Source organism: Rhodoferax sp. GW822-FHT04A08 (assembly GCF_058801025.1).
Map to the genome: position 1 here is coordinate 1 of NZ_JBXAMW010000011.1, position 20,562 is coordinate 20,562.

General features: G+C 59.1%; 22 protein-coding genes. 9 read left to right on the forward strand and 13 right to left on the reverse strand.

Annotation, left to right across the window (positions count from 1 at the left end; genetic code table 11):
- Positions 1-186 precede the first annotated feature (186 nt).
- Positions 187-480: a DUF1330 domain-containing protein gene (locus AC1RMF_RS18950; protein WP_493143544.1), complete on the forward strand. Its 294-nt coding sequence runs from the start codon at positions 187-189 to the stop codon at positions 478-480.
- A gap of 318 nt (positions 481-798) precedes the next feature.
- A complete protein-coding gene (locus AC1RMF_RS18955) occupies positions 799-1,905 on the forward strand; it encodes an alpha-hydroxy acid oxidase (protein ID WP_493143546.1) in 1,107 nt (368 codons plus the stop codon).
- Positions 1,906-2,248: 343 nt separating this feature from the next.
- Here AC1RMF_RS18955 and AC1RMF_RS18960 read toward each other — a convergent pair whose 3' ends face one another.
- From AC1RMF_RS18960 to AC1RMF_RS19000, 9 genes are all read right to left on the reverse strand, one after another.
- Positions 2,249-2,686, reverse strand: coding sequence for a GNAT family N-acetyltransferase (locus AC1RMF_RS18960; RefSeq protein WP_493143547.1), 438 nt, complete (start codon positions 2,684-2,686; stop codon positions 2,249-2,251).
- Positions 2,687-2,753: 67 nt separating this feature from the next.
- Positions 2,754-3,635, reverse strand: coding sequence for a hypothetical protein (locus AC1RMF_RS18965; RefSeq protein ID WP_493143548.1), 882 nt, complete (start codon positions 3,633-3,635; stop codon positions 2,754-2,756).
- Positions 3,636-3,724: 89 nt separating this feature from the next.
- Complete coding sequence (gene fba / locus AC1RMF_RS18970; protein WP_493143550.1) at positions 3,725-4,762, reverse strand: class II fructose-bisphosphate aldolase; 1,038 nt, start codon at positions 4,760-4,762, stop codon at positions 3,725-3,727.
- Between the two features lie 43 nt (positions 4,763-4,805).
- Entirely contained in the window at positions 4,806-5,477 is a 672-nt protein-coding gene (locus AC1RMF_RS18975; RefSeq protein ID WP_493143551.1) for an HAD-IA family hydrolase, read from the reverse strand.
- Complete coding sequence (tkt, locus tag AC1RMF_RS18980; protein ID WP_493143552.1) at positions 5,474-7,483, reverse strand: transketolase; 2,010 nt, start codon at positions 7,481-7,483, stop codon at positions 5,474-5,476. Before tkt ends, AC1RMF_RS18975 begins: the two co-directional genes overlap by 4 nt.
- 151 nt (positions 7,484-7,634) lie before the next feature.
- A complete protein-coding gene (locus AC1RMF_RS18985; RefSeq protein WP_493143553.1) occupies positions 7,635-8,504 on the reverse strand; it encodes a phosphoribulokinase in 870 nt (289 codons plus the stop codon).
- Positions 8,505-8,534: 30 nt separating this feature from the next.
- Positions 8,535-9,617, reverse strand: coding sequence for a class 1 fructose-bisphosphatase (locus AC1RMF_RS18990; RefSeq protein WP_493143555.1), 1,083 nt, complete (start codon positions 9,615-9,617; stop codon positions 8,535-8,537).
- Positions 9,618-9,652: 35 nt separating this feature from the next.
- Complete coding sequence (gene rpe / locus AC1RMF_RS18995; RefSeq protein WP_493143556.1) at positions 9,653-10,375, reverse strand: ribulose-phosphate 3-epimerase; 723 nt, start codon at positions 10,373-10,375, stop codon at positions 9,653-9,655.
- Entirely contained in the window at positions 10,372-11,085 is a 714-nt protein-coding gene (locus tag AC1RMF_RS19000; RefSeq protein ID WP_493143728.1) for an HAD-IA family hydrolase, read from the reverse strand. Before AC1RMF_RS19000 ends, rpe begins: the two co-directional genes overlap by 4 nt.
- 153 nt (positions 11,086-11,238) lie before the next feature.
- Between AC1RMF_RS19000 and AC1RMF_RS19005 the strand changes: the two genes are divergently transcribed.
- Complete coding sequence (locus AC1RMF_RS19005; RefSeq protein WP_493143557.1) at positions 11,239-12,150, forward strand: LysR family transcriptional regulator; 912 nt, start codon at positions 11,239-11,241, stop codon at positions 12,148-12,150.
- A gap of 101 nt (positions 12,151-12,251) precedes the next feature.
- Positions 12,252-13,223 (forward strand): DMT family transporter, encoded by a 972-nt coding sequence (locus AC1RMF_RS19010; RefSeq protein WP_493143559.1) that lies wholly within the window; start codon positions 12,252-12,254, stop codon positions 13,221-13,223.
- Here AC1RMF_RS19010 and AC1RMF_RS19015 read toward each other — a convergent pair.
- The 3 genes from AC1RMF_RS19015 to AC1RMF_RS19025 form a co-directional block, all read right to left on the reverse strand.
- Positions 13,167-13,553, reverse strand: a complete 387-nt coding sequence (locus tag AC1RMF_RS19015) for a hypothetical protein (RefSeq protein ID WP_493143561.1) — start codon at positions 13,551-13,553, stop codon at positions 13,167-13,169. The two genes, AC1RMF_RS19010 and AC1RMF_RS19015, sit on opposite strands and share 57 nt — an antisense overlap.
- Positions 13,554-13,805: 252 nt before the next feature.
- Entirely contained in the window at positions 13,806-14,213 is a 408-nt protein-coding gene (locus AC1RMF_RS19020) for a VOC family protein (RefSeq protein ID WP_493143563.1), read from the reverse strand.
- A gap of 69 nt (positions 14,214-14,282) precedes the next feature.
- A complete protein-coding gene (locus AC1RMF_RS19025) occupies positions 14,283-14,684 on the reverse strand; it encodes a 4-oxalocrotonate tautomerase (protein WP_493143565.1) in 402 nt (133 codons plus the stop codon).
- 145 nt (positions 14,685-14,829) lie between these two features.
- Between AC1RMF_RS19025 and AC1RMF_RS19030 the strand changes: the two genes are divergently transcribed.
- The 5 genes from AC1RMF_RS19030 (at position 14,830) to AC1RMF_RS19050 (ending at position 19,083) form a co-directional block, all read left to right on the forward strand.
- A complete protein-coding gene (locus AC1RMF_RS19030; protein WP_493143567.1) occupies positions 14,830-15,408 on the forward strand; it encodes a TetR/AcrR family transcriptional regulator in 579 nt (192 codons plus the stop codon).
- A 380-nt stretch (positions 15,409-15,788) separates the two neighbouring features.
- Positions 15,789-16,040 (forward strand): Lcl C-terminal domain-containing protein, encoded by a 252-nt coding sequence (locus tag AC1RMF_RS19035; protein ID WP_493143568.1) that lies wholly within the window; start codon positions 15,789-15,791, stop codon positions 16,038-16,040.
- Positions 16,000-16,896: a hypothetical protein gene (locus AC1RMF_RS19040; RefSeq protein WP_493143735.1), complete on the forward strand. Its 897-nt coding sequence runs from the start codon at positions 16,000-16,002 to the stop codon at positions 16,894-16,896. The genes AC1RMF_RS19035 and AC1RMF_RS19040 overlap by 41 nt, the downstream gene beginning before the upstream one ends.
- 133 nt (positions 16,897-17,029) lie before the next feature.
- A complete protein-coding gene (locus tag AC1RMF_RS19045) occupies positions 17,030-17,248 on the forward strand; it encodes a hypothetical protein (protein ID WP_493143570.1) in 219 nt (72 codons plus the stop codon).
- 164 nt (positions 17,249-17,412) lie between these two features.
- Positions 17,413-19,083: a CRTAC1 family protein gene (locus tag AC1RMF_RS19050; protein ID WP_493143572.1), complete on the forward strand. Its 1,671-nt coding sequence runs from the start codon at positions 17,413-17,415 to the stop codon at positions 19,081-19,083.
- Here AC1RMF_RS19050 and AC1RMF_RS19055 read toward each other — a convergent pair.
- Positions 19,031-20,305 (reverse strand): di-heme oxidoredictase family protein, encoded by a 1,275-nt coding sequence (locus tag AC1RMF_RS19055; protein WP_493143573.1) that lies wholly within the window; start codon positions 20,303-20,305, stop codon positions 19,031-19,033. The genes AC1RMF_RS19050 and AC1RMF_RS19055 overlap by 53 nt on opposite strands.
- Positions 20,306-20,562: the final 257 nt, after the last annotated feature.

The following is a 20,562-nucleotide window of genomic DNA, read 5'->3' on the forward strand; positions in this document are numbered from 1 at the left end:
CGCGATAGCGGAAGCCTTCGTGCGGCTGCATATTGGAAGTCCTCCTGAGTGCACGCCGACGGGTACTCTTGGACTTGCCGTTCGCCGGTGGCGTCCATCGCTCACAAGATACCAACAAAAGAGAAATGGCGATGCTTGAGCGAAGTGGTTTAGAGTAGCGCCACCATAGCAAAGGAGTAAATCCAAATGACAGCGTACCTTCACGGCAATATTCAGATCCATGACACGGTCTTGTACAAAGAATACGCTGCGCAGGTGCCAGCAATCATTTCCAAGTATGGCGGGCGCTACCTCGTTCGCGGAGGTGCGGTGGAAGTGGTTGAGGGTGATGCGAATGCCCAGCGCCAGGTCATTCTCGAATTTCCAGACATGACAGCGCTTAAAGCCTTTTACTTTTCTGCAGAATACACACCGCTCAAGGACATTCGCCAGCGAGCCGCCACAGGTAGTATTGCACTGATAGAGGGCCACCTGCCTTGAGGCGAGCAGTGGCTTGGTCGCATACTTTAGTCGTTTAATGTTAGTACCAAAGAAGTTGAAGTTGTTGGCTGTCTAAGCTGTATCGCCTACGCGGCTGTACCGCGAAAAGCGGTTTTAGGTTGTGCAAGTGCAATTGACGGAGACCGGCCAAGTACTTACGGTCGGACCGCTAATCGGTGGACATATTTTTAACTTTTCCTGCCGGCGAAAGACTCTGATTGACAGGTTACGGAATGCGCAGAGTTGGCATGCCAACTGAGGTCGGGAGATTCCATTTTGAATTGATCAGACACTATTTAAATTCCAAACTAGATAACCATGCAAAAAGACGCTGCGACAAATATCAATCAATTCAGTGCGTCAGCACCTAGTTCATCACCGCTTGTCTGCCTCAATGACTACGAGGACGCTGCGAAGACGTTGATGACAGCATCCGCATGGGACTACATAAGTGGCGGTGCGGCAGATGAAATCACATTGCGTCGAAACCAAAGTGCATTTGATGGCATCTTCTTAACACCCAGAATTTTGGTGGATGTAAGCAGTATCGATATGCGCCAGACGCTGTTTGGCGTACCCATGAGTCACCCCATCGTGCTTGCACCCACTGCTTCTCATATGCTGGCGCACCCAGAAGGTGAAGTTGCAACTGCGATTGGCGCTGATCTGTCAGATTCCATCATGGTCGCAAGCACGGTGTCTAACAGAAGCATTGAAGAAATTTGCCAGGCCACCTCCAAACCAGTTTGGTTTCAACTCTATGTCGAGGATGATCTGGCCGGGGTAAAGGCATTGATTCAACGAGCAGAAGCGGCTGGGTGCAAAGCCCTGTGCATCACGGTCGACAACCCCTTTGCCTTTGCACGGTATCGCGAAGAACGGACGCGGGCACAAGCACCTCAGATGCCATTTCCGAACTTGGGAATCATTGCAGGGCCAGGCGGCGGTGGTCGACCTAGGCGTCGGTTCAGTTGGAAAGATCTGGCATGGATTCAATCATTTGCAACCATACCGATCATCCTCAAGGGAATCATGACCCCACAGGATGCCGACGAGGCAATAAAACATGGAGTCGCAGGTATCGTGGTGTCGAATCACGGAGGACGGGCATTGGACACAGTGCCATCATCGATTGAAGTTCTAGCCACAGTTGTGGACCGTGTGGCAGGCCGTGTTCCTGTCCTTATCGACGGCGGAATTCGCCGTGGAACCGACGTTCTGAAGGCACTCGCTTATGGCGCAAATGCTGTGATGATCGGGCGCCCGTATGTCTATGGTTTATGCGTTGACGGTGCGCGGGGCGTCCATTCTGTAGTGAATATTCTGCGTAGAGAACTGGAGGGTGCAATGGCAATGACGGGACGAGTCAGTTTGGACAAAATTGATCGAACCGTATTTTGGAAGCCTTTGAGTTATCGCGAATAGCAACATTTGCGATGCAGTAGCAAGGGAAGTTCGGCGTTAGTTTCGCATTTTTAACGTCAACTTTCGCAGCGGAATTGAAATGAATGTCTGTCAATTGAGTGACCGCTGTACGGAAGGCAATTCATAGTCTCGTACGTCGCCTTTGAGTCGGAATCTGCCTGCGATGACTGCGTTCTTCATTTCCGCTTCCAGCTTGTATCCGTCACCCCCATCCGCCGCAGAATGCAGCTATTCCCCAATCACGGACAGTCGCCTAGCTCTTCCGGAACACCGCTCCCGCCCCTTGCCGATTGCGGTGAATTCACGGTGAAGTTCAAAGGTGTGCAGTGCAATGCACGCTCAGTCACAGCAGCTTGCGGTACTGCACGAAACCGCTCTTGTCCGCGATGCGGTCGTACAGCAGCATGGCTTGTGTGTTGGATTCGTGGGTGAGCCACCATACCCTTGAGGCCTGGGCCTCGGCGGCCTTGGCGTACACATGTTCAATCAGGGCGCGTCCGACGCCCGTGCCCCGCACGGCAGGATCGGCAAACAGGTCTTGCAGATAGACATAGTCGCCCGCGGTCCAGCAGCTGCGGTGGAAGATGTAATGCACCATGCCGACAAGCTTGCCTTCCAATTCCGCCACTGCGCAGTGCATGGGCTCGGCGGGGTCCATAAAACGCGCCCAGGTTTTGGCGGTCACGGCCTCCGCTATTTGCGTCTTGTAGAACGTCTGGTAGCCCTGCCAGAGGGGCAGCCATTGTGCGAAGTCGTCTTCACGTGCCAGTCGGATGTTCATATGCATTCCCAGGATTCAAAGTACCGTCAGCTTCAAGAGCGTGTGCATCATAGCTAGCACTTGGGCGTTACAAGTCTGGGCAGCTCTTTCCATCTTCTGGCACCATCTTCTTTTGGCTTTCACAGTAGATGTAAGAAACGCCAGCGTTAGGCGCTGACTTGCGTTCAGTCAGAGCGCGATCGAATTTCAGCTGCTTTTCCATGGCATTGGGCGCCAGAAGTGTATTCAGCGGAGGGACGTCCTTGAAAGCATCCTGCGGTTTCTCATAGCCAATGGCCCGATTGACACCATCCTGCAGCAACCTTGCCCACACGGTCAATTTCTCAAGGAACTTTTTCTTTTCAGGGTCCTGTTCGACAGCGGCGGCACCCCAGTCGGCGCTTGATGCATCTGTAAACCCCAGTGCGTCCACTGCCAACAAAAGTCCGAGGTCATAAAGTCGCCAGTTATTTTGCGAATTGCGGATATGAACAAAGAGCGTCGTCACAGGCTTGTTCATGATGGTCACAACCCGAGGGTTGATGACCAGGCAGTTGTCAAAGCGGGATGCTCCTTTGTTGACCTTCACCAAGGCCGGTACCGCTACTGCACAAGGGTCTGCAGAAAAATAGCCTTCGTACTGTTCAATGCCACCCCCTGCTGTCGTCAGCGACATTTCTGCGAAGTAATCAACCCCAATGGGGCTTATCAGTTGCACAGAGCCAATTTGTATCCCGAGGTTGTTTGCTGTGGTATCGGCCGTGGCAATCCTCCAGGCGCGCTGGCCTTGAAAGATGGGGTATCCCCCGGCAGTGGCCCCTGGTTCCAGCACTTCAAACCGTTGGTAGGCCCGCACACGCCCAGATGGGAATAAATCGGATGCACTTGCCAGTGAGGGCAATGCGCATAGCAACCCTACAAGGTGTAAAAAACAGACAAACGACAAGCCCTTGTGGTTCGACCGCAGCATTGAATAACCTCCCTTTTCATGTATTTAGAAGGTCGACATCATTGCACATTCCATGCTGCCAATGCCTTGTGATTCAGCGGTGCTTGACCTCAGACATACCGCCGCACCATCGCGTCCAGACTCACCGGCTTGATCTTGCTGGCCCGCCCTGCACAGCCAAAAGCTTCGAAGCGGCTCTGGCAAATGCCCTGCGCGGCCTTGCGAGCGGCAATCAGGGCCTTGCGGGGGTCGAACTCGGACGGTTGCTGGGCAAAGGCCTGGCGCATGGCGCCGGTCATTGCCAGGCGGATGTCGGTGTCTATGTTGACCTTGCGCACACCGCTTTGGATGCCGCGCTGGATTTCTTCCACTGGCACGCCGTAGGTTTCCTTGATGTCGCCGCCAAAATTGCGGATGATGGCCAGCCACTCCTGTGGCACGCTGCTGGAGCCGTGCATCACCAGGTGCGTATTCGGTATCTCGGCATGGATGGCGGCGATGCGGTCTATGGCCAGGATGTCGCCGGTGGGCTTGCGGGTGAACTTGTACGCGCCGTGGCTGGTGCCTATGGCAATGGCCAGCGCATCCACGCCGGTCTGGCGCACAAAGTCCTTGGCCTGCACCGGGTCGGTCAGCATCATGTCGTGGGTGAGGTGCCCTTCGGCGCCGGAGCCGTCTTCCTCACCGGCGGCTCCGGTTTCCAGGCTGCCCAGGCAGCCCAGCTCGCCTTCCACCGACACACCGATGCTGTGGGCCAGGCGGCAGACTTCGCGCGTTACGTCCACGTTGTATTGGTAGTCGGACGGCGTCTTGGCGTCTTCCTTGAGCGAGCCGTCCATCATCACGCTGGTGAAGCCCGAGCGTATGGCCTGCATGCACACCGCCGTGCTGGCGCCATGGTCCTGGTGCAGCACCACCGGGATATCCGGGTGGGCCTCCACCGCGGCCAGCACCATGTGGCGCAGATAGCTCTCGCCCGCGTACTTGCGCGCACCGGCAGAGGCTTGCAGGATCACCGGGCTGTCGGTGGCCTGCGCCGCCTCCATGATGGCCTGGATCTGCTCCAGGTTGTTGACGTTGAAAGCGGGCACGCCGTAGCCGTATTCGGCAGCGTGGTCCAGCACCTGACGCAGTGACACAAGGGCCATGAAAATTCTCCTCAGTTTTTGAAAAATGAAAGCGGTGCTGCGGCTAGCCAGCCAGCAGCGCCGAGCAGTCGGCAATGACGCGGTCCGGCAGGCTGGCGGCAATGGGCTGGCCCATGTTGTAGCCATAGGGCAAGGCCCATACCTGCACCCCGGCGTTGCGGGCGGTGGCCACGTCGATGCTGGAGTCGCCCACAAACAGCGCACGTTCAGCACGGACGCCCAGCGTCTGCAGGCACAGCGCAACGCCCGCGGGGTCGGGCTTCTTGACGGCCAGCGTGTCGCCACTCACCACCATGTCCAGCAGGCTGTCCAGCGCATGGGCCTTGAGCACGATGTCGGTGTAGCGGCCTTCCTTGTTGGTCACCACCGCCGTCTTGACGCCACGCACGCGCAACTCCACCAGCGTCTCGCGCACCTGCGGGTACAGGCGGCTACGCGTGCCGCAGCGCTGCTGGTAATGCCGATTGAAGATGGCCGCAATCTCGGCAAAGCCCGCACTGGCACGCACCGTCTCGGCGTGGACCTGGTTGGAAAACGCCAGTGCCTGCACCAGCAGCTCGCGGGTGCCCTGCCCTATCCAGTCGTTGACCTGCTGCTGCGTCACCGGTGCCCGCCCGGTCTGGCGCAGCGTGTCGTTGACCGCATCGCAGATCTCGGGTGCGGTCTCGATCAGCGTGCCATCCAGATCGAACAGGACAAGGTCGAAGGCACTCATGTCAGGGACTTCACGGCCTGCACCACACGCTCCGCCGTGATGCCAAAGTGTGCATACAAGTCCTTGGCCGGTGCCGATTCGCCAAAGCCCGGCATACCGATCACCACGCCCGTGCGCCCCACGTATTTGCGCCAAAAGTCCGGATGCGCCGCCTCAATAGCCACCACGGGCAGGGCCAGCGGCAGGATGGATTCCTGGTAGTCCAATGGCTGGCGGTCAAACACATTGCTGCACGGCATGGACACCACGCGGGTGGCAATGCCCTGCTCGGCCAAGGTGACCTGGGCCTGCAAGGCCAGTTCCACTTCAGAGCCGGTGGAGAGGATGATGGCCCGCGCATCCGGCATGTTGCGCAGCACATAGGCGCCGCGGCGTATGTCCGCCACCATCGTCAACTGCGTGACCTGCGGCAGGTTCTGGCGTGACAGGCACAGCGCGCTGGGCCCGTCGGCACGCTCCAGTGCACTGACCCAGGCCACCGCTGTTTCCAGCCCGTCCGCTGGCCGCCATACGTCCAGGCCTGGAATGATGCGCAGGCTGGGGACATGCTCCACGCTTTGGTGCGTGGGGCCGTCTTCGCCCAAGCCGATGGAGTCGTGGGTGAACACATGGATCACCCGCTGCTTCATGAGCGCGGCCATGCGCACCGCGTTGCGGCTGTAGTCGCTGAAGGTGAGGAAGGTGCCTCCATACGGAATGAAGCCGTCATGCAGCGCCATGCCATTCATGATGGCGGCCATGCCGAACTCGCGCACGCCGTAGCTCAGGTGGTTGCCCCAGGTGTCGCGCCCGGCGCGCACACAGCCCTTGAAGTTGGTGAGGTTGGAGCCGGTCAGGTCGGCACTGCCGCCAAAGAACTCGGGCACCAAGGGCGCCAATACGTCCAGCGCATTCTGGCTGGCCTTGCGCGTGGCATGGGCCTGTGTGTTGGCCGCAATGGATTGCAGCAAGGCTGGCAATGCGACGTCCCACCGGGCGGACAACGCGCCGGACATGCGCCGCTCGAACTCGGCAGCCAGCTCCGGAAAGTGGTTGCGGTAAGACTCGAACTGCAGCCGCCATGCTTGCTCTGCCGCTTGCCCGCGCTGCACCGCATTCCAGGCATCGGCAACGTCTGCGGGGATGGTGAAAGGCGGATGATCCCAACCCAGCGCGGCGCGCGTGGCGGTCACCTCTTCCGCACCCAGGGCCGCACCATGTACATCGTGGGTACCGGCCTTGTTGGGCGAGCCCATGCCGATCACCGTCTTGCAGCAGATCAGCGTGGGCTTGCCATCGGGCAGCAGCGCCTGCGCCCGTGCGGTGCGCACCGCCGCATCGACGGCCTCCGGAATGTGGCCGTTGACGTTGGCAATCACGTTCCAGCCATAGGCTCTGAAGCGCTCGGGCGTGTCATCGGTAAACCAGCCCTCCACATGGCCGTCGATGGAGATGCCGTTGTCGTCGTAGAAGGCCACCAGCTTGGACAGGCGCAGCGTGCCGGCCAGCGAGCACACCTCGTGGCTGATACCTTCCATCAGGCAGCCATCGCCCAAAAAGACATAGCTGAAGTGGTCCACTACATCGTGGCCGGGCCGGTTGAACTCGGCAGCCAGCAGCTTTTCGGCCAGTGCCATGCCCACTGCGTTGGCCAGCCCCTGGCCCAGCGGGCCGGTGGTGGTTTCCACGCCGGGGGTGACGTCCACCTCGGGGTGGCCGGGTGTCTTGCTGTGGAGCTGGCGGAACTTGCGCAGCTCCTCCATGGGCAGGTCGTAGCCGGTGAGGTGCAGCAGCGCATACAGCAGCATGGAGCCGTGTCCGTTGGAGAGCACAAAGCGGTCGCGGTTGGGCCACTGCGGGTTGGCCGGGTTGTGGCGCAGGTGGCGGTTCCACAGCACTTCGGCAATGTCGGCCATGCCCATGGGCGCGCCGGGGTGGCCGGACTTGGCGGCCTCCACCGCATCCACTGCGAGCATGCGGATGGCGTTGGCCATCTTGCGGGCCATGTCAGGCGAAGGACTATTCATAGTTTGATGCATACAAAAAATCAAGTGAGAGAGAAGCACGCTGCGAGCGCTGTGTCTTGTCCAGGAATACCGCGGAACCGGCTTCGCCGGTCCGCCGGTATTGCCCCCTGCAAGGGGGGAACGGGCTACACGCAGTGAGCCCGGACGGGGGTTAGCGTTTCTTCCTTTCCATCATGCGCCAGATAAAGGGCGTGAAGATCAGTTGCATGGCCAGCTCCATCTTGCCGCCGGGCACGACGATGGTGTTGGCGCGGCTCATGAAGCTGCCGTCCACCATGCTGCGCAGGTACTGGAAGTCGATGCCTTTGGGTTGCGCAAAGCGGATCACCACCATGCTCTCGTCAGGCGAAGGAATGTCGCGCGAGATGAAGGGATTGCTGGTGTCCACCATGGGCACACGCTGGAAGTTCACATGCGTGTGCACGAACTGCGGGCAGATGTAGTTCACATAGTCCGGCATGCGGCGCAGGATGGTGTCGGTCACCGCCTCAGTGCTGTAGCCGCGCTTGGACTTGTCGCGCCAGAGCTTCTGTATCCACTCCAGGTTGATCACCGGCACCACGCCGATGAGCAGGTCCGGGTGTTGCGCGATGTTGACCTCGGGCGTGACCACCGCGCCGTGCAGGCCTTCGTAGAACAGCAGGTCGGTGTTGGCGGGCACGTCTTCCCAGGGCGTGAAGGTGCCGGGCTCCTGTTGGTAGGGCGCTGCCTCCTCCGGGTCGTGCAGGTACTTGCGGCGCTTGCCGGTGCCGGTGAGCGCGTAGTTGGCGAACAGGGCTTCCAGCTCGGGGAACAGGTTGTTCTCGGGGCCGAAGTGGCTGAAGTTCTTGTTACCCTTCTTCTCGGCCTCGGCCAGGCGCACTTTCATTTCCTGGCGGTCATAGCGGTGGAAGCTGTCTCCCTCGATGATGGTGGCGTTGACCTTCTCGCGGCGGAAGATGTTCTCGAAGGTGCGGGTCACCGACGTGGTGCCCGCCCCGCTGGAGCCGGTGATGGCAATGATGGGATGCCGCTCGGACATGGGTTGCTCTCCTCAAGTTGTGAATTCGTTTCAGTCGCGGAACAGGCTGCGTTCGGCGAACAGGGGGTTGGTTAGGTCTTTGCGGACGGGCTCAGCGTGGTAGCGCTCGATGCGCTCCACCTCGTTGCGCGAGCCGAACACCAGGCCGATGCGCTGGTGCAGACCAATGGGCTCCACCTGCAGCACCGGCCCGACGCCCGTGCTGGCGCGGCCACCGGCCTGCTCCATCACCATGCCGATTGGGTTGGCCTCGTAGAGCAGGCGCAGGCGGCCGGGCTTGGCCGCGTCCTTGGTGTCGCGCGGATAGAGGAACACGCCGCCGCGCATCAGGATGCGGTGCGCCTCGGCCACCATGCTGGCAATCCAGCGCATGTTGAAGTCCTTGTCGCGCGGGCCGGTCTTGCCGGCCAGACACTCGTCCACATAGCGCTTGACGGGCGGCTCCCAGAAGCGGCTGTTGGAGGCATTGATGGCGAACTCCTGCGTGTCCGCGGGGATCTGCATCTTGGGGTGGGTGAGCATGAATTCGCCCAGGTTGGGGTCCAGGGTGAAGCCGTTGACGCCGGTGCCCACGGTGAGCACCAGCATGGTGGTAGGGCCGTAGAGCGCATAGCCCGCAGCCACCTGCTGGGTGCCGGGTTGCAGGAAGTCTGCCTCGGTTACATCGGCACCGTTGTCCGGGCCACGCAGCACCGAGAAGATGCTGCCCACCGACACGTTCACATCGATGTTGCTGGAGCCGTCCAGCGGGTCGAACACCAGCAGGTACTTGCCGCGCGGGTACTGCGCCGGTATCTGGTAGGGCTGCTCCATCTCTTCCGAGGCCATGCCCGCCAGATGCCCGGCCCAGGCGGTGCGCTGGATGAACACGTCGTTGGAGAGCACGTCCAGTTTCTTCTGCGTCTCGCCCTGCACGTTGATGGAGCCGCCGGTGTGCTCGGCATGGTTGCCCATGACGCCGCCCAGCTCGCCAAAGGCCACGGCGCGGGCAATGGCCTTGCAGGCCAGGGCGACGTCCAGGATCAGGGCATTGAAGTCGCCGCTGGCGTTGGGGAAATTGCGCCGCTCCTCGATGAGGAACTGCGTCAGGGTGGAGCGGTTGGTCAGGGGCATGGTGGGTCTCTCGGATTGCTGAAAATTCGGGGGCCTCAGCGCTGCAGCGCCTGGCTGCGCAGGGTGTGCATGACGGTGCGATAGCCACCATCGGCATCGGGTGCGCCAAACACGGCGCTGCCAGCCACGCAAGTGTCGGCGCCGGCGCACACGATGGTCTGGATGTTGTCGGTCTTCACGCCACCATCCACTTCCAGCCAGATGGGCTGGCCGCCTGCGGCCATGTGGGCATCGATGCGCTGGCGCACGGCGCGCAACTTGGGCAGCGTGGCGGGTATGAACTGCTGGCCACCAAAGCCGGGGTTCACGCTCATGAGCAGCACGATGTCGAGCTTGTGCATTACATGGTCCAGCCACTGCAAGGGGCTTGCCGGGTTGAGCACCAGCCCGGCCTTGCAGCCGTGGTCGCGGATGAGCGAGAGCGTGCGGTCCACATGGCGCGAGGCCTCGGGGTGGAAGGTGATGAGGTTGGCACCTGCCTTGGCAAACAGTGGCACCAGCGCATCCACCGGCTCCACCATCAGATGCACGTCGATGGGGATGGACACATGCGGGCGTATCGCCTCGCACACCAGCGGGCCAATCGTCAGGTTGGGCACATAGTGGTTGTCCATCACGTCGAAGTGCACCAGGTCGGCACCGGCAGCTTCAATGGCACGCACCTCCTCGCCCAGACGCGCAAAGTCGGCCGAGAGGATGGAGGGCGCCAGGCGCAGCCGGGTGGGTGTGAAGTCGGTCGCGGTCATGGTGTCTTTCATTGCAGGGCTTGTGCGTGCCAGCTGCGCAGGCGCACCAGGTCCACATGGGTGAGGTCCGGCACCACACGCAAGGCGCCATCAAAGTCGTGGTCGGCGGTGTAGCTGGTGGGCGTGATCAACGTAGCCAGTTGGGCAGCGCGTGCCGCCTGCAGCCCGTTGGAAGAATCTTCAAAGGCTATGCATTCCTGGGGCTGCAGACCCAGTGCCTGCAGCATCTGCAGGTACACCTGCGGGTGCGGCTTCTTGATGGGAGCGGTGGACGCATCACCAATGGCGCTGAATTGCAAACGCCAGTCCGCGCCCAGGGCGCGGCGCAGCAAGGACGCAATGTTGACTGGCGAGGTGGTGGTGGCAATGGCCAGTTGCAGCCCCTGCGCGTGGGCCTCGGACATGAGGCGCAGCACGCCCGGGCGCAGCACCACCGCGCCACTGTTGACGGCAGCATTGTAGGCCGCAGTCTTGAGCTCGTGCAGGCGGTTCACCGTGTCCTGCAAGGCCACGCCGTCGATGGCACGCACCTCGGGGTGCACCTCCTGCCAGTAGTGGGCAATGCGCTCCTTGCCGCCCGACACATGCAAGAGCCGGGTGTAGAGCGCCTCGTCCCAATGCCAGTCCATGCCTATTTCGGCAAAGGCCTGGTTGAAGGCCGCACGGTGGGCGGACTCGGTGTCTGCCAGGGTGCCATCCACATCAAAAATCAGGGCCTTCAACATGCCGGGTTGCCTCGCTGGTTGGGGAAAATCGGGTCACCTGAGCGGCAACTTGGGATTTACTTTACGGGGCTGCACCCATAAACTCCAATCACGTTTTCTGGACAACGCATCAGCTTTAACTAATGCAACTGCACCCACAATAAGCCCACCATGCGTCCCTACACACTCAAGCAAATCCAGACCTTTCTGGAAGTAGCGCGGCAGAAGTCCGTGTCCAAGGCGGCCGAGCGGCTGTTTGTCACGCAGCCGGCGGTGTCCATGCAGATCCGCCAGCTCGAAGACGCCTTTGGCCTGGCACTGCTGGAGCCTGAGGGGCGCAACATCCGCCTGACCCACGCAGGCCAGGTGTTCCTGACCCACGCGCAGGCAGCCATGGGCCAGTTCAAGGACCTGGAAGCGCAGATGGCCGACCATGTGGGCCTGAAGAAAGGCCGCATCGACCTGGCTGTGGTGAGCACGGCCAAGTACTTCATCCCTATGCTGCTGGTGCAGTTTGGCAAGCTGTTCGAGGGCATCCACGTGCAGCTGCAGATCGACAACCGGGAGAACGTGCTGGGCCTGCTGGCGCGCAAGGAGGTGGACCTGGTGGTGATGGGGCGCAGCCCCTCGGACATGGACATCGAGGCCACGTCGTTTGCCAGCAACCCGCTGGCCTTTGTGGCCGCACCCAACCACGCGCTGGTGCGCCGCAAGCAATTGCCCTTCTCGGCTCTGGCCGACTACAAGTTCGTGGTACGCGAAGAAGGCTCAGGCACGCGTGCGGCCATGCAGCGCCTGTTTACCCAGCACAAGACGCCGCTGCAAATCGAGATGGAAATGCCCAGCAACGAAACCATCAAGCAGGCCGTCATGGCGGGCATGGGCCTGAGCTTTCTGTCCATGCGCACCATGCGCCATGAGCTGGCCAGTGGCCACATTGCGCTCATCGACGTCAAGGACCTGCCGCCCCCGGGCCACTGGTATGTGACGCACCTCAAGCACAAGACGCTCTCGCCGGCTGCGCGCGCCTTCAAGGATTTCCTGATCGAGCAGGGCGCGGCATTGATGGATTCGTGGAGCTGAGGCTGCACCGGCGCATTTGCGCTAGTTGGGGTCGTGGCGCTCCAAGGGCATAGCCGCATCGGCGCTTAGCATGGCTGCACCAGGCAAAGGGAGTCAGCACATTGCAGGAAACAGCGCGCCACACCACACCCCAACCCAAGGGACGCGCACGCACAGTCGCCCTGGCCCTGCTGCTGGAAGCCGCCATGGTGGTGAGCTGGAGCGGCGGCTTTGTAGGCATTCGCTTTTCCAGCGACTACGCACCCATCTTCTCCATCCTGCTTTGGCGCAGCCTGGTGTCGGGCGTGCTGCTGTTGCCAATTGCGCTGTGCCTGGGGCCGCGCATGCCATGGGCGCAGGTGCGCGCACAGATCTTCTTTGGCGCACTGGCCATGGCAGCCTACCTGGGCAGCTTTGCATTGGCCATAGGCCAGCGCGTACCTATCGGCCTGGTGGCACTGGTGACCGACATGCTGCCGCTGGTGGTGGCGGTGCTGTCGTGGCCCGTGCTGGGCCATGCGCTGTCGGGCCGGCAGTGGGTTGGCACGGTGGTTGGCCTCTTGGGCGTGGTGGTGGCCTCCGGCGTCAGTACCCAGGGTGGTGAAGCGCCGCTGTGGGCCTATGGCCTGCCGATGCTGGGCACGGCAGCACTGGCACTGGCCACGCTGCTGCAAAAGAACAGCCCTTCCAGAAACATGCCGGTGTACCAGCAGCTCTGCATCCAGTGCCTGAGCGCGGCGGCCGTGTTTGCCGTATGCGCGGGGTTTGAGGGCAGCGTCATGCCGTCGACCAACCCACGCTTCATTGGCGGCATCTTATGGCTGGTGTTTGTGGCCACGTTTGGGTCGTGGAGCCTGTATTACCTGGCGCTGCGCCACACCTCGGCTGCGCGCGTCACGGCAGTGCTGTACCTGAGCCCGCCCATCACCATGGTCTGGGCCTGGCTGATGTTTGACGAGCCCCTGTCGTGGCAAATGGCCGTGGGCCTACTGATCTCGCTGGCGGGCATCGTGCTCTTTGCCCGCAGCGGCAATGCGTCAGCTGGCAGCAGCGCGCAGGTTGCGCAGCACGTTGTAGAGAAACAGCAGCACTGACACGCCAACCACCAGCGAGGCGATGCCCACCACGGGCTCCACTGCTGCATTGCCCATCAGCATCGCTGCCAGCGCAATCAACATCACCGGCGTGGCCACCTGGTGCAACCAGAACTGCACCTGCGCCAGCTTGTTGGCCAGCTGCGCCGCAAAGAGATGGTGCAACACCCCCATCAAGGCCATGGTGGCCCAACCCAACAGGTTGATGTGCGCATGCACCGGCGCAAGCACAAAGTCATGGCTCTTGCCCATGTGAATGCCCAACGCCACCCCGACGGTCAGATACACCGCCGCCATCTTGATCCACCGCAGCCCCAGACCTTTGTCCATGTCGTGCCCCTCTCGCTGTTTATATTGGGTTGATGAAGGTCAAGAATGTAGGGGGTGGGATGGTGAGGTGTCAATGTGGGGGTTGCTTGGAATGGGGAATGGGGGAAGCGGCTTTGGGTTGGAAAAAGTGACTCATAGCGCGAATCCCAAAGACTGATTCCGACCCATCAGCGACATTCAGTTCTGCTAATTCGAAGCCTGGGAGCTGCCATTCGGCACCGGCTCTTTCTAGCGGCTCTGCCTCGCACGTGTTCATTGGCAAGGAGATTCATGACAGTTCAGCATCCATTGCACGCCAAATCGATCCGTTAGCTTTCCGTAGTAGTCGCCCCACGGTTGCATGCCAAGCGCAGTTGTCACGATCCCCCCTGAGCCTAAGGCGCAGAACAGCCAATCGGTCGAAGTCCGGTCGTCCATTTCCAGATGATGCGCGGACCCTCTCATGGGCTCAGCGTCATCGTTATCCGACGCATAGAAGACGACGCCGCGCCCTTGGAACTTGGCATGCATGACCTTCCCGCGCATCGCCTCGCTCTTGGCTGGCATCCCATCCTTCCCGTACCGCAGGATCTCGACAATCTGACCGAGGCCGCACGCCTCGTAAAAGGCGAGAGCTTCCTCGCAATTGTCAGTAAAGAACAGGTAGTTTGAAAGCTGCATCGCATTCTCCTTCGGTAAAACGGGAAGTGCTCTAGGCCCTCCCCGTGAAGACTGACGAGTCTTGCCAGGTCAGCCGGCGAGCTGCGCATTGGTCAGCGCGACGCCGCCAATTCCCCAGGCGCCATCCACGGCGTGAACTACGTTGACCCAGATACGCTCTCTGGGCTGCCGCCCGCCTGACATCGAATGAATGATGTCGGTGGCCTCTTCGATGTACCCCGACTGAATCTCGCGGCTATTGAATGCAAACGCTGGAACTTTCCACTCGACAAATGCAACGGAGGCCTCCTTCGATCCGGAGAACGTGTGCTCCTTTGACACGACGTTGATGGAGCCAACAATGTTCGGCGTGATGGCCGCGTTTCCAGTCAATCCGTGCCACTTGATCATGGCATCTGAGAGCCGGGCGAAAGCGAGCTGTTCTTGGCCCTTCGGCAAAACGCCTTCGGTGAGGGTGAGGGTGAGAGGCATCAAAACTCCTAGTTAGATGGTTACGGTGTCACATTGCGAACACGCTCGCCAATCGAGCGTCGGGTAACGACCGTGATTTCAACTATACATAACGATCGTTCTTCGGTCAACTACAATGCGCTCTACGCGATCGAAAGGAATCTCGATGTCAAGGGCTGAACAGAAGGAGCAAACGCGCCAGCGCATTATTGAGGGCGCTGGCCGCGCATTTCGCAAAGGGGGATATGCCGGCACGGGCGTGGATGGCTTGGCAAAAGAGGCTGGTGTTACCTCTGGCGCCTTCTACGTGCACTTCGATTCAAAGGGAGCTGCCTTCCGCGAGTCGCTGAAGCATGGAATGAACGAGCTACGCGGTGGAATTCTCTATTTCCAAGCAGCGCATGGACACCGGTGGTGGCCAGAGTTCGTGAGGTTCTATCTGAGCGTGAAGCGCACCTGTGACTTGTCAGAGGGATGCACGCTGCAGGCGATGCCAATCGAAGTGGCACGCTCCGATCAGGAGTCGCGAATGGCCTTCGAGGTGGCGTTGCGTGAAATTGCGCAAGCTGTTGTCGACGGACCTGCATCGCCGCGTGCGCCGAAAGACGTTGATGCGGCGTGCGCGGCCATGGCTTCATTGGTAGGTGCGGTCACACTCTCGCGGGCGGTTGAAAGCCGGGTCTTCGCAGACCAGATTGCGGCTGCTATCGAGTTGGCATTGCTGGGGCCGGCTCGATCAAAGTAACCTCACTGCCTGGAAGCCGCCTCCCGAGAATGCCCGCAACTGGCCCAAGTCGGGCATTGAGTATCCGCTTATGAGTGACTGTTCTCTCAGCACTTCAGTCCCTTCTCAAAGAACCATGGCCTTCTGAAGGGCGGTTGTGTAAACGGTCTATCGGTCTTCAATCAGCAACACAAAACATCTCAACAAAACAATCGAAACAGTTCAGCTCTAAACAATTCACCCAGACGCTTTAGTCGTCCATCGGCACAGTCACATCTCCTTCACTCTTCAGGAGATTTATGTGACTACCCCAAGCAATAAACGTTACACACGATACGAGATGGCCTGGTCCGGAGCCCGCACCGCAAAAGGCGGTGTGTGCGTAGGATCTTCGTTGCGCTTTGTCTCCGACGATACCCACCAAGAATGAACTGGCAACGTTAGTAGATACAAGCAAAAAGGGCATGAAGATCGACGCCACGATTTTTCCAGACGCACCACTAAACGGAGGTGCTTACTGGACTTGCGACATGTTTGCGGATGGTGCGGCGTGGTACGTTGACTTTACTGATGGATATGTTGGGTACATGTCGGGAGACCATTCGTCGGCAGATGACCGACTGGCACTGCGGTTGGTACATGTTGAGAAGTAGGCTCGCCCCCGCTTTGGTGTTGAGCCTCGTGATCGTCTCTGCCGCACAGGCAGGCGATGTTTTTACAAGCTACGAGACCTTCTATGAGCAGATGCCAGGAGCGTTGTTCAAATTCGCTTTGCAACCGGATAAGGAGAACGAGCGCTATTCACTCAAAGGGGAAAAGGGGTTCTGCGGTGAAGAAGATTCTTGCCGAGACCTCCACGGGCAACTTGGTGCCAAGAAGTTGAGCATCACCACCAGCTCGACCTACGCAAAGGTGGCAATCAATGGCAAGGTCTATCGCTTCGCTGATGCTCGCGCTCTTGAAGACTCCGCCAAAGCTCCGAAGGAAAATTCACTTGGTTCCGTCTCGGCATATGCAGCCGCCAAGAATGAAAAACGACCCGATGTGGTTTGCATTGAGGGGCACTACATGGGATCGGGTCGATTCAAGAAGACAGAGGTCTTCTTGCTCATCGATCCGTTTGCTTCCCGTGGCAAACCGCAGTTTCTCCACCTGCCCTCCTTGCACAGCACCTGTGCCGCTGTAACCGAAGAATTTGATGGATCCATCGGCTTTCCGGAGAACAGCTACCTGCCTGATGGTGACGCCACTCAGAGCGAGGGCTTATTGATGAAGTACTTGTCGTTCAGCAAAGGCCACGTGCACTCACTCAACCGGGAACTGCGGGTTCACTTTGTTGAAAAGGGAAACCCGTGGAAGTTCACCACAAGCTACGCCTCTGCAGAGAGTGCGTCGTTTTTGTCCTTCCGACGTGCGTTGCTGAAGAACGGTTGGAAGCCCTTTCCAATTGATCACTCTGCGCCAAAGGAATACTTCCTCGAAGGAGATCACCAACCGTTGGTACGTTGACTTTGACGTTGTGGAACGGGTGTGACTTGAGAAGACCCGTGTCAATTCGAAAGTTGAAAATGAAGAAAGATACATCGGCCTATCCGATGAGCTATGAAGCACATCAAAAATTTTTTCGCAAGGATACATGATGATGTCTTTCAACAAAAGGGGGCGACGTGACTGCTTCATGTCAGAAAATGTCGGCGTGCACATTTACTATGTAAGTCGAAATGCGCAACCCAGGCGAGAGCGGGCTTTTATTGACTTGGCGGTAGAGATGTTCAGCGCAAGCAGGGATTTCCTGCTGACCAGCAAAGAGTTCGCTGCATTTGAGATGGCTTGGCGCAAAAAGGTCTTCAAGAAGAAATAACACTTGCAGTTGATGCGATCTCAATTGGAGAGACTGCTTGCAAGCGACTGCTTCTGCTTGAGGGTTGACCGCAATCCCGTGAGGCCATGGCGGGAATTATGATCGGAGAACGTAAAAGGACTCCTCCCTCTATGTTCTGCCCCATAACGAACTCCGCAAGCAAAATGCTTGCCACAGCCCTGATGGCTTTTGGCATCAGTCAATCGCTTGCCCATGCTCAGGCGCTTGTCATCCCCAAGTTTTCCGAAGAAACGGCCTCTGCCGGCATCGAAAGCAGGTTCGAAAACGCAGACGATGAGTTTTTGGTAGGCGGCGGCGTGGCCACCTTCAACTGCGACGACAGCGGGCTGCCAAGCATGTACCTGACGGCGGGTGCCAATCGGTCCAAGTTCTACCGCAACCAATCTGCGCCAGGAGGTCCCCTGAAGTTCACCGAAGAGACTTCCGGGCTGGAAACAACCAACGCCATTGGTGCCTATCCCATTGACATTGACGGCGACGGCAAGACGGATTTGGTGGTTTTGCGGGTTGGCGAAGTACAAATCTACCGCGGCCTGGGAAATTGCAAATTCGAGTTGGCCAACGACCGATGGAATATCCACACACCGCAACATTGGCACACCGCATTCAGCGCGACATGGGAGGCCGGCAACAGATTGCCCACGCTTGCCTTTGGAACATACACCGACCTCAAGCGCAAACGCTATCCGTGGGGCACCTGCACGCCCGCGGTCATTTACCGCCCCGAGCCCACGGCAAACACATACGGTGCACCCATGCGATTGGAGCCGAGCTTTTGCAGCCTGTCGATGCTGTTCAGTGACTGGAACCGTTCCGGTCACGCTGATTTGCGCGTCGCCAATGACCGCGAATACTATAAAAACGGGCGCGAACAGCTGTGGCAGATGCAACCAGGCAAACCGCCACGCAGCTACGCGCAAAGCGACGGCTTCAAGCCTCTGCAGATTTGGGGCATGGGAATCGCGAGCATGGACCTCGATGGCACGGGCTATCCGGAAGTGTTCATTACCAGCATGGCCGACAACAAGTTGCAGAAGCTCGACAGCATGGAGGGAGTACTCAAACCCAGCTACTCCGACGTAGCGTTCAAGCGCGGAGCGACGGCACATCGCCCTTACGTGGGTGGAGACATCAAACCGTCCACTGCGTGGCATGCGCAGTTTGAGGACGTGAACAACGATGGCTACGCCGACCTGTGGATCGTGAAGGGCAATGTGTCAACCATGGCGGACTTCGCCAGCCGCGACACCAATGACCTGCTTCTGCAAAAGCCGGATGGCAGCTTTGAGGAGGTGGGAGACAAGGCTGGAATTGTTACGTATCTGACCGGACGCGGAGGCATGCTGACGGACTTCAATGGCGACGGCATGCTGGATATGGTGGTGGTCAATCGCTTGGCGAATGCCACACTGTGGCGAAATGTCAGCAACGGATTGGGAGGGTGGCTGCAGATTCGCCTTCACGAAGACGACTCCAATCGCGATGCCATTGGCGCCTGGATTGAAGTCGATCTGGGTGGCCGCATCATTCGGCGTGAAAACACCATTGGGGGTGGGCACGCCAGTGGGCATCTGGGCTGGCTGCATTTCGGTCTGGGCAACGCGTCCGACGTCAAGGTGCGGGTGCAATGGCCCAACAACGGTGGCCAGTGGAGCCCATGGCAGACTGTGGCGCCGAACAGCTTCTATGTACTGGACAAGGCCACGGGCGCCAAACAATGGGTGGCGCCAAAGCCCGCAGACGCGGCGCCCCCCGTATCACTCAACGCAACGCTTCGCGTGAGCCAAGGCTCTTCAGAAACTGCACCAAAGTAACCTTGTCCTTGCGAGGCAGCGCGTCAAAAGCATCGGTTGAGGCTGCAGCCTCGCCACCGTGCGCCTCAATGGCTTCTGTGATGGTTGTACAGTCTCCGCGGTGGCAATAAGGGGCCTTGGTGTTGAGGTCCCACAGCCTGCTTGTCATGAATTCATTGAGCGGAACCTTGTCCTGTTTCTTGCGTTCATTGCAGAAGTAGTTGCGCTTTTCATCGCACATGACGTGGCGCTTGAGGTCGGTGTATGCGTTGATCACAAAGGTCTTGCCTTCGCGTTCCAGGGCCAGCGGCATGCGTATGACATTTTTGGTATCTGCCGGTGCCAGAACACCTTCTCGATTGAATTCGTTGGGCTCCTTGAAGACATTCGATTGAAGATGCATTGCAGGGATGTGGCATCCATCACACCCAATCTGCTTGAACAACTTGAAACCAGGGTGCTTTTGAAATCCCCGGTTATTGGGTGCTGGCAATGACGCTTGCCAAAGGGACAGCGCCGTCGTCTGGCCATTGGAGAACTCGCCTTCCTTGCCATCTCCGTCAAAGTCCTTGAATCCTGTTCGGGTCTCGCCAAACATTTCCACCGGCTCAATCCCGTGGTGCTGGTTCAGCGCCACGACCGTGAAATCCCGGATGGATACCACCGTGCCCTTGGCATTGAACGGTTTGACCACCAGGTCCGGACTGATGCCTTCCAGCCTGGTGGAATCCAAATCGCCATCGGGCGTGACCACGATAGTGCCGAACCGAACACCCTTTGCACTGAGTTTCACCTCAACGTCATGACCTTCCTTTTGGGCCTGGCGTATTCCTGCATCGCGCTGGCGGATCAGCTCACGGGACATCTCGGTAGCCGCAATTTCAATACCTCCGATTCCCCACAAACTGCGCGTGACGCGCTCATTGGCAAATGCAGCGTTGATGGATTCATTCGGTGTGGCTCCGAACTGCGGGGCAGCGACAAACACGTTGGCGGCGAACTCTCCACTTCCGCCCACTTTGGGTTGGTTATGGCATCCCGCACAGGAGTTCGCATCGGGGCCGGCAATGCGTTGAAAACGGGGCCCGGGCTCTGAACGCCGTGTGGGAAAGTTGTGTTCGGTGGCAAATGGGCGCCCAGCGCCATCTGCCAGATTGAACTTCGTAATGAACAAGCGTTTGCCGTCTGATAGGGCCTGCTTCAGCGGGTAGCTTTTGCCAATCTTTTCATGCTCAGGAAACACGGAAATTGCAGGCCCATCATAAATTTCTGGATTGGCCTGGGCAAAGGCACACAAAGTCAGACCAAACATTGCAGCTGATAGGGATGCTCCGAACTTGAAATTCATGTCTTGCCTCGTTTAATTTTCTGAATGGTACTGCGCGCGGTTGGCTGGCGATAAGGACTCAGCTTGAGCCGATCTGTTCGTCAAAGTTTGAACTAGACCATCGTTGCTGCAAATGCATATACGCAACTGCGTCCGTGGCCATCACTATACTG